Origin of the sequence: Pantoea sp. K16 (assembly GCF_048452805.1) — a bacterium.
GTDB lineage: Bacteria > Pseudomonadota > Gammaproteobacteria > Enterobacterales > Enterobacteriaceae > Pantoea > Pantoea agglomerans.
Map to the genome: position 1 here is coordinate 311,539 of NZ_JBLWNV010000006.1, position 8,271 is coordinate 319,809.

Genomic DNA, 8,271 nt, shown 5'->3' on the forward strand with positions numbered 1-8,271 from the left:
CCCGCCAGTCAGGGTCAGATCATCTTTTGCGGGAAATGCAAAACCGGTTGAACGGACTCATGAATCACGGGGGCTGAGTAGCGGATACAACATTTTATACATGGCTTAACTTTCTTAAAATTAATTCTGGCGATGGAGAGGGCCTGACTCAAATTATATAACGTGCCGATAAATATGACCTCTTCTTTATCAGGCATACGCTTGCACCCTTTACGATGAAGAAAGTGATAATTTTCCTGATCGGTACCGATTGTAACGTAATAGTAGAGACCTTTGTTCATATTAACTGTCCCATTAGAGGTTTGCTGTGTTGTCTTTTTTATAATTCTGGCCAGAGCCGTTAAAAGCCTGACTGTCACAAACGAAACTACCGATAAGCATTAATGAGTTCAAATTCCATAATGGTCTATCGGGGTGTTAAAAAAATGTAAAATGGAATATAAGCTAAATCAGAAAGGCAATCGCTTGTAAAATAAGTTAATTTTCCCCGATTCATAAGCAGTAAGATATCATTAAGAGCGGCTAAATAGGATTAGGCCTGGCGTACAGAATAATCAGCGCCATAACGCATTTAATAGCACTCGCTGCAATATTAATTAATAAAAAGCGAAACAGGCTGAATGCCGCCTGCCGTCCTGTTAATTGATTAGCGGGTTTAACTTTAAACAGAGAGAAATTATATTATGAATACGGGTGTTTATTAATTACTGGACCTGCGGTTTCGCTTACAGGCTGAGTCTGCCATGAGTGATTTATTTAGCAGGGGAGTAAAACGCGCTAAATGCCTGACAGACATTTAGCGCGAACAGATTAATAACGGGAGGGTTCGCCCTCGGGGCGCGTTTTAAAGCGGCGGTGGAGCCACATATACTGTTCAGGTGCCAGCAGCACACCCTCTTCAACAACCTGATTCATTCTGGTTGCGGTTGCGACATCACTTTCCAGCGTAAATTCGCCGCTGATGTCAGGCAGTATCATCAGTTCATAGCCGCGACCCCCAGGCAGACGACGCGGCACAAAAGGGATGACAGCCGGTTTACCGGTGCGGATCAGCAGATGGGTGCCCACCGTTGTGGCCGCTTTTTCCACGCCAAAGAAGGGGACAAAGACGCTGCTGCGCGGGCCATAATCGTGGTCGGGCGCATACCAGATAATGTCACCCTGTTTCAGTGCGCGGATCATTCCTTTGAGATCTTTACGATCGAGCATGCTTTTATTTGACCGCATCCGACCTTTGACCTGAAGCCAGTCGATCAGTTTGTTGTCATTCGGGCGATAGACGCCAATGCCAGGGTTATGGATACCAAACATGCGTGCACCAATCTCCAGCGTCAGAAAATGCATGCCGATAAGCAGCACGCCGCGCTGGCTATCGCGCGCCTGCTGAATATGCTCCAGCCCCGACGGCGTATGCCATTTATTGATGCGCCAGTCAGGCCAGAACCACGCCATACCGGTCTCAATTAATCCCATGCCGACCGATTCGAAATTGTGTTTAACCATCGCTTCGCGTTCATTTACCGGCATATCCGGAAAACTTAATTCCAGATTACGCCGGGAAATACTGACGCGGTGTTTCATAAAACGCATCCCAATGCGGCCAATATTACAGCCGAGAACATAAAGCAGGGGATAAGGAAGTAGCACCAAAAGATAAAGAGAAGCGACACCCAGCCAGGTCAGCCAATAGCGCGGGTGGAGCAGTTCTCGTGAAAACTGAGGCAACTGAGTCATGTGAAGGTTAATTTTCCTGCGTCGCGCACCGTGCGGTGCTGATATCTCGTTGATTTACGCCATTGTGCCAGTTTTTGACGTGCGCTTAAATATCACTATCGGAACGTGCCATCAATGAACAAAGGTTAATAGTCCAATGTTGCTGCAAAAAACGGCAACAGGCGATCAATCTGGTCACTGGCCTTTGCATCCCGGTGAAATCAGGTATCATGTGCGCGCTAAATTTCTTCTATTGATAACAGGACGAACACCATGCCAGTGTTACATAACCTCGTTTCCAATAAAGAGCTGAAGGCGCGCATGCTGGCTGAAACCGAGCCGCGCACCACTGTCTCTTTTTATAAATATTTCCAGATTGCCGATCCCAAAGCATTCCGTGACGCGCTCTATCTTGGCCTGACAGCTCTTAAGGTCTTTGGTCGCGTCTACGTGGCCCACGAAGGCATCAATGCGCAGATCAGCGTGCCAGCCAGCCAGTATGAAAAGATGAAAGAATGGCTATATGGCTTTGATCCGGCGCTGAACAATCTGCGGATGAATATTGCGCTGGATGATGATGGTAAATCGTTCTGGGTGCTGCGTCTGAAAGTACGCGACCGCATTGTCGCTGACGGTATTGAAGACGACAGTTTTGATGCCAGCGATGTGGGTCAGTATCTTAAAGCGGCGGACGTAAACGCCATGCTGGACGATCCTGACGCCCTGTTCGTGGATATGCGTAACCACTACGAATATGAGGTGGGTCGCTTCGACAACGCGCTGGAAGTGCCGGCTGATACTTTCCGCGATCAGCTGCCGATGGCGGTTGAGATGCTGCAGGATCAGAAAGACAAAAAGATCGTGATGTACTGCACCGGCGGGATCCGCTGTGAAAAGGCCAGCGCCTGGATGCGGCACAACGGCTTTGAGGATGTCTATCACATTGAGGGCGGTATCATCGAGTATGCCCGACGCGCCCGTGAGCAGGGATTACCGGTACGCTTCAAAGGCAAAAACTTTGTTTTTGATGAGCGGATGGGTGAGCGGATCTCTGACGATGTGTTGTCGAACTGTCATCAGTGCGGCGAACCCTGTGATACCCACGTTAATTGCGTCAATGACGGTTGTCATCTGCTGTTTATTCAGTGCAAAAGCTGCGCGGAGAAGTTTGAGAACTGCTGTAGCCCGATCTGCCAGGAAGAGGCGAAGCTCTCACCGGAAGAGCAGCGCGCGCGTCGGGCAGGACGTGAAAATGGCAACAAGATCTTTAACAAGTCGCGTGGCCTGTTAAACATGACCATTCCCTCGCCGCTGAAGAAATAAGCGTGGCCGCCTGAAGTCAGCTTCAGGCGGCTTGCTGTTTTACTGGCGTACACCCTCAACCGAGATCATCAGCTGAACCTTCTGCGAAGCTGGCCCCAGATCTTTGGTGATGTTGAAATCTTTCAGTGCAATTTCCCCTTCAGCCTCAAAGCCAGCGCGGTAGCCGCCCCACGGATCTTTACCTTCACCCAGCATTTTCGCCTCGAGCGTTACCGGTTTGGTCACGCCATTCAGCGTAAGATCGCCAGTAATCTTCAGCTCATCACCCTCTTTTTCCACCGCTGTGGATTTGAACGTGGCCTGCGGGTTTTTGCTGGTGTTCAGGAAGTCGGCACTGCGCAGGTGCTTGTCACGTTCAGCATGGTTAGTATCGATGCTGCTGGTGTTAATGGTGACGTCGACTTTATCTGCGGCAGGATCCTTCTCATCAAAGGTAAAGCGGCCATCAAAATCCTTAAAGGTGCCGTAGAGCCAGCTGTAACCCAGATGCTGGATACGGAACTGAATAAAGGCGTGCTGGCCCTCTTTATCGATTTTGTAGTCAGCGGCAGAGGCGGTGAGTGAGCCGAGCAGCAGACTGGCACCGGTCATCGCCAGCAGGGTCTTTTTAAACATATTATTTATCCTTTTCAGAGGGAGAGGTGAAACGCAAACCCGACATCCGTTTTAAGGTGATATCGCGATCGATAAAGTGATGTTTTACCGCAGCCAGCCCATGCAGCAGTGACAGGACCACAACCGTCCAGGCCAGCCAGAGGTGAATGTCGCCCGCAAGATCAGCCTGTTCGCCAGCACCGCTGAACAGCGCGGGCAGGGTGAACCAGCTGAATACTGAGATGGGTTTGCCATCGGCGGTGGAGATCAGATAGCCGCTGATCAGAATCGCCAGCAGCAGGGTATACAGTAACAGGTGGGCCACCACCGAACTGATGCGTACCAGCGGGGAATAACTGCTAAGCGGTTTTGGCGGCGGTGAAATAACGCGCCACAGCAGGCTAACGATCAGCGTCAGCAACAGGATCACGCCGATGCTTTTATGGATCTCAGGCGCGTCGTGATACCAGCTGTCGTAATAGCCGAGGCCGACCATCCATAATCCCAGCGCAAACATGGCGTAAATTGCCAGCGCCATCGACCAGTGCAGCAGCACGGCAACCAGGCCAAACTGATGAGATGAATTACGTAATAACATAATGAGGTTTTCATGAAGTAATAATCTGAAATAAGCATCCACATTATGAAATATAAAAGCAATCATCCTTACGCTTCTATAACTTTAATTTTATATTGTGAAAAGGTTGAATAAATCAGGTGTGAAATGCGCAATATTACTGAATGAGTTATTTGTGAGGCGCTGGTCGTTAACTAAAAAGAGCCGGAATTAACCAAAAGGGCGAAATATATTCTGACTTTATGTCAGTAATAGTCAATTTTCGTCAAAGTCTGTCAGTCGGGCGGCATCAGGCTGATACCACCCTTTATCGAGTCAGAAACGTGAGAGGCGGAAGGGTGTCAGATCAAAAGAGAACGGTTTTTGCTGGGCAAATTCTGCAGCCAGTTCGCCCAATACGCTGGCGAATTTAAACCCGTGTCCACTGAGCCCGGTAATTAACAAGCGGTCTGGTTCACCCGGCAGGGTATCAATTATAAAGTCTTCATCCGGGCTAAAATCGTAGCTGCAGGCTTCGCCATGCAGACAGACACCGACGCCAGGTAAAAACTGACGGAGGAATCCAAAAGCTTCGCTGCCATCGGCCGCCACCGCGCCAAAAGGCTTACGATCCTCAGGCTGCTGCATCAGCTGACCGCCATCATGACGACCCACTTTCAGGGCGTTGTTATCCGCCGGGAAGCCATAAAACTGGCTGCCATCGCCCATTTCCACCGTAAAACCGGGAAACTTATTGTTCTCACTGTAGCGGCCATCTGCCTGATACCAGGCGAACACCTTGCGGGTGGGCGCGACCGGCAGGTCAGGAACTAATTTGCCAACCCATGTGCCCGCACTGATCAACATTTTGCGGCCCCGGTAGACGCCATCCAGGGTAGTGACCTGCTGCAGATCGCCATCGCGACCCAGCTCTGAAACCGGGCAGTTAAACAGCTGCGCGCAGCCCGCCTGCTCCGCCAGCTGGATCCAGCTGCGTACCGCCTGTTCACATTTCAGATAGCCGGACTGCGGCTCAAATACGCCCAGATAGCCCTCAGGCACATTGATTTGTGGCCAGCGCTTGCGCACGTCATCTGGCTGCATCACCTCAATATTGAGCTGCCAGCGGGTCGCGCTGTCGATGACGTTCTGAATAAACGGCGACTGATTCGGGGCGAGGTTAAGTACGCCACTGCGATGCATGATGCGCTCACCGGCACGCTGTTCCAGCTCATCCCACAGCGTTTGCGCCCGCAGAACCAGGGGAACATAGCGTTCACCTTCACCATAAGCGTGACGAATCAGCCGGCTCTCGCCATGATGTGTGCCCTGATTATGGGGAGGATGGGCGCTGTCGATCATTAACACCGATAAACCCGCCTGGGTGGCATAGTAGCCTGCCGCCGCGCCCACGGAACCGCTGCCAACGACGATAAGATCATAAATCATGGTAACTACGCTCTAAGAGACAGATAATCAAAAGCATACCAGAAACAGAAACGAAAAAGGCACCCCTGAGGGCGCCTCTTTGATGCGGCAGAAATTAATGCTTATTGAGGAGTCGTTCTATCTGCTCGGCTGATTCTATCTTGGCGATGCCTGCTTCGAGGATCGAGATAAATTGCCTTGCCACATCCGTTGTCAGCCAGTATGTCGGGCCAACATCCGCTTCTTCTTCTTTTTGATCCTGCGACGACAACGAGTGCAGGCGGATCATCATGGCGTCATAGCTGTCAACGGTACTGATATCCCAGCCCACCAGTGGGTGAGTCTGTATAACATCTTTTCTTCTGTCCATTATAACCTCCTTATTACTCGTTAAACGAAGTGCATGATGAGGTTCAATGCGGCTTTTTTATTCCAATAGCGAAACAATTATAACAGTAAACGAGGGTATCACTGTTTAAAAAATGCCGTGAGTCAGCTTCTCACAGAATATTTGCGTTTGAAAGGCGGGCGTAAAAAAATAAAATGCCTGACGGGCAGGCATTTTTATCAGCAGTCAAAAGACAGGCAAAAAGCGGGCTTAGCCGCGTGACCGGACTCAGAGAGCCGGCGTTTCTGGCACTACGCCGCCGCCGCGTTTTTGCAGTGTTTCTGCCAGACGGGCAAAGTGCTGCTGAAGCTGCTCATCATGGTTTTGATTTTGGGCTTCCAGCGACAGATTGTGTACCAGTAGCTGACTGGCACGATCGTCAAGACAGAAAATCAGACTGGAAAAGGCATTTTCCAGCACCGTTAAACGACGCTTCTGATCACCAATCAGTGCTAACAACTCACCAAAGGTCATCGCCTCTTCCGGTTTATCAGTAGTCATGGTGTCGCACCTCCTGTTATGCGTGACGAGCGCAAGGATAGGGCATTGATCATTAAGAGTCTAGATGCAGGACGGGGTAAGTGCGAGAGGGGAGAAAAGATAAAAAAACCGGGTGGCGACACCCGGAAAAAAAGCACAGTGGCGGTTAATCAGTATTGAACCAGTCGTCAGCGCTTTCCCACGTCTGCTGCAGGATCTCGCTGATCTGGTCGCGCGTCTCTTTTCCACCGCCCAGCACGCTGAGATTATTGGCACTGGCATAACGTACCTTGACGTGATTGGTCGAGTCAGGGAACTGTTCATCAATGCGGCGCGATAATTCATCGCTCAACGCTTCTATCGCACCAGCAGGAAGAGGTCGGGTATTTGATACGGTAATTTCAACGCGCATAACAGCCTCCGTTTAAGATACTGTATATATTTACAGTCTTAGCAGGCCGGAGGCAAGTAAAATTATGCGATGCGCCAGTTCAGCGTTTCACCCGCCAGGAACGGCACCAGTGAATGGCTGCCGAGCGCGATGGACTCTGGCACCTGCCAGGACTCACGCACCAGGGTAATCGTCCCTTCATTCAGCGGCAGGCCGTAAAAACGCGGGCCATTCTCCGAACAGAACGCTTCAAAATGTTCCAGCGCGTTCAGCTCTTCAAAAACGGTGGCGTAAGCGGGTAACGACACTGGCGCATTAAATACCCCCGCGCAGCCGCAACTGGCCTCTTTGAGATGACGCAGATGCGGTGCTGTGTCGGTGCCGAGGAACACGCGCGGATGACCACTCGCTACTAATTTGCGCAATGCTTCCTGATGCACGTTGCGTTTAAGAATCGGCAGGCAATAGAGGTGCGGACGAATACCGCCCACCAGCATGTGATTGCGGTTAAACATCAAATGCTGCGGGGTAATGGTCGCGCCCAGCGTCTCATCGGCGGCGGCAACATATTCTGCGGCGTCCTGAGTGGTAATGTGCTCCATCACCACTTTCAGTGCCGGAAACTGGCTGCGCAGCGGCACCATAACCGTTTCGATAAACCGGGCTTCGCGGTCAAAAATGTCGACATGCGCATCGGTGACTTCGCCGTGGATCAGCAGTGGCATACCGAGCTTCTGCATCCGCTCCAGCACGCGGGCAATGGAGGCGATATCGGTAACGCCATGGCTGGAGTTCGTCGTAGCGTGCGCCGGATAGAGCTTAGCCGCGGTAAACAGACCGGAGGTGAAACCGCGCTCAAGCTCATCAGGATCAAGCGAGTCGGTCAGATAGCAGGTCATCAGCGGCGTAAAGGCGTGTTCGGCGGGCAGCGCCGCCAGGATGCGATCGCGGTACGCTTCACCTGCTGCCACGCTGGTCACCGGTGGCACCAGGTTAGGCATCACAATGGCACGCCCATTCACCGCGCTGGTATAGGGCAGGACCGTGTTGAGCATCTCATCGTCGCGCAGATGAATATGCCAGTCGTCAGGGCGACGCAGGGTAAGTTGCTGAGGTTGTGCTGTCATCAGTGAAGCTCCGGCAGAAGGGAAACAAAAGGCGTGTTTTGGCCGGGGTCTAAGCATAAGGATTCAGGCAACCGTTTGCACCTGCTTTTTATGCTGTCAAAGAAAATCCGCTGCCCAACAGGGTAATGCTGGTCAGTTAAGATTAGATTTGTAAAGGCTGTCACGGTCAGACGTGGCAGCCTTTTTTTCCGGGCGAGCGAGCCGCAGTGCGGGCCAGAGCACCTCTGCTGCTGCCGGGCCGTCCTCGCGCCGCTCACGCGGTACCTTCGGC

At 51.5% G+C, this 8,271-nt stretch carries 10 protein-coding genes; 1 reads left to right on the forward strand and 9 read right to left on the reverse strand.

Annotated elements, in window-relative coordinates:
• Window positions 1-14: 14 nt before the first annotated feature.
• A complete protein-coding gene (locus tag ACK13D_RS10645; protein WP_010669830.1) occupies window positions 15-281 on the reverse strand; it encodes a hypothetical protein in 267 nt (88 codons plus the stop codon).
• Window positions 282-810: 529 nt separating this feature from the next.
• Window positions 811-1,734, reverse strand: a complete 924-nt coding sequence (locus ACK13D_RS10650; protein WP_010246409.1) for a Kdo(2)-lipid IV(A) acyltransferase — start codon at window positions 1,732-1,734, stop codon at window positions 811-813.
• Window positions 1,735-1,986: 252 nt separating this feature from the next.
• On the opposite strand from ACK13D_RS10650, the gene trhO reads away from it, so the two are divergent.
• Window positions 1,987-3,036, forward strand: a complete 1,050-nt coding sequence (trhO, locus tag ACK13D_RS10655) for an oxygen-dependent tRNA uridine(34) hydroxylase TrhO (protein WP_010246407.1) — start codon at window positions 1,987-1,989, stop codon at window positions 3,034-3,036.
• A 39-nt stretch (window positions 3,037-3,075) separates the two neighbouring features.
• Here trhO and ACK13D_RS10660 read toward each other — a convergent pair whose 3' ends face one another.
• From ACK13D_RS10660 to pyrC, 7 genes are all read right to left on the reverse strand, one after another.
• Window positions 3,076-3,651 (reverse strand): YceI family protein, encoded by a 576-nt coding sequence (locus tag ACK13D_RS10660; RefSeq protein WP_010246405.1) that lies wholly within the window; start codon window positions 3,649-3,651, stop codon window positions 3,076-3,078.
• A 1-nt stretch (window position 3,652) separates the two neighbouring features.
• Window positions 3,653-4,228: a cytochrome b gene (locus ACK13D_RS10665; RefSeq protein WP_418796311.1), complete on the reverse strand. Its 576-nt coding sequence runs from the start codon at window positions 4,226-4,228 to the stop codon at window positions 3,653-3,655.
• Between the two features lie 294 nt (window positions 4,229-4,522).
• The gene (gene solA, locus ACK13D_RS10670) at window positions 4,523-5,635 is read right to left on the reverse strand and encodes an N-methyl-L-tryptophan oxidase (protein WP_022625882.1); all 1,113 of its coding nucleotides are present in this window, start codon (window positions 5,633-5,635) and stop codon (window positions 4,523-4,525) included.
• A gap of 94 nt (window positions 5,636-5,729) precedes the next feature.
• On the reverse strand, window positions 5,730-5,984 hold the full coding sequence (gene bssS / locus ACK13D_RS10675) for a biofilm formation regulator BssS (RefSeq protein WP_003849911.1): 255 nt from the start codon (window positions 5,982-5,984) through the stop codon (window positions 5,730-5,732).
• 246 nt (window positions 5,985-6,230) lie between these two features.
• On the reverse strand, window positions 6,231-6,503 hold the full coding sequence (locus ACK13D_RS10680; protein WP_010246397.1) for a hypothetical protein: 273 nt from the start codon (window positions 6,501-6,503) through the stop codon (window positions 6,231-6,233).
• A 145-nt stretch (window positions 6,504-6,648) separates the two neighbouring features.
• The gene (gene dinI / locus ACK13D_RS10685; protein WP_010246395.1) at window positions 6,649-6,894 is read right to left on the reverse strand and encodes a DNA damage-inducible protein I; all 246 of its coding nucleotides are present in this window, start codon (window positions 6,892-6,894) and stop codon (window positions 6,649-6,651) included.
• Window positions 6,895-6,956: 62 nt separating this feature from the next.
• Complete coding sequence (gene pyrC, locus ACK13D_RS10690) at window positions 6,957-8,000, reverse strand: dihydroorotase (RefSeq protein WP_010246393.1); 1,044 nt, start codon at window positions 7,998-8,000, stop codon at window positions 6,957-6,959.
• Between the last annotated feature and the right edge of the window lie 271 nt (window positions 8,001-8,271).

Bases quoted from the DNA above. Each gene is read 5' to 3' on its own strand.
- bssS (WP_003849911.1), bottom strand. From the start codon at position 5,984: ATGGACAGAAGAAAAGATGTTATACAGACTCACCCACTGGTGGGCTGG.
- ACK13D_RS10650 (WP_010246409.1), bottom strand. From the start codon at position 1,734: ATGACTCAGTTGCCTCAGTTTTCACGAGAACTGCTCCACCCGCGCTAT.
- trhO (WP_010246407.1), top strand. From the start codon at position 1,987: ATGCCAGTGTTACATAACCTCGTTTCCAATAAAGAGCTGAAGGCGCGC.
- ACK13D_RS10680 (WP_010246397.1), bottom strand. From the start codon at position 6,503: ATGACTACTGATAAACCGGAAGAGGCGATGACCTTTGGTGAGTTGTTA.
- ACK13D_RS10660 (WP_010246405.1), bottom strand. From the start codon at position 3,651: ATGTTTAAAAAGACCCTGCTGGCGATGACCGGTGCCAGTCTGCTGCTC.
- ACK13D_RS10665 (WP_418796311.1), bottom strand. From the start codon at position 4,228: ATGTTATTACGTAATTCATCTCATCAGTTTGGCCTGGTTGCCGTGCTG.
- dinI (WP_010246395.1), bottom strand. From the start codon at position 6,894: ATGCGCGTTGAAATTACCGTATCAAATACCCGACCTCTTCCTGCTGGT.
- ACK13D_RS10645 (WP_010669830.1), bottom strand. From the start codon at position 281: ATGAACAAAGGTCTCTACTATTACGTTACAATCGGTACCGATCAGGAA.
- pyrC (WP_010246393.1), bottom strand. From the start codon at position 8,000: ATGACAGCACAACCTCAGCAACTTACCCTGCGTCGCCCTGACGACTGG.
- solA (WP_022625882.1), bottom strand. From the start codon at position 5,635: ATGATTTATGATCTTATCGTCGTTGGCAGCGGTTCCGTGGGCGCGGCG.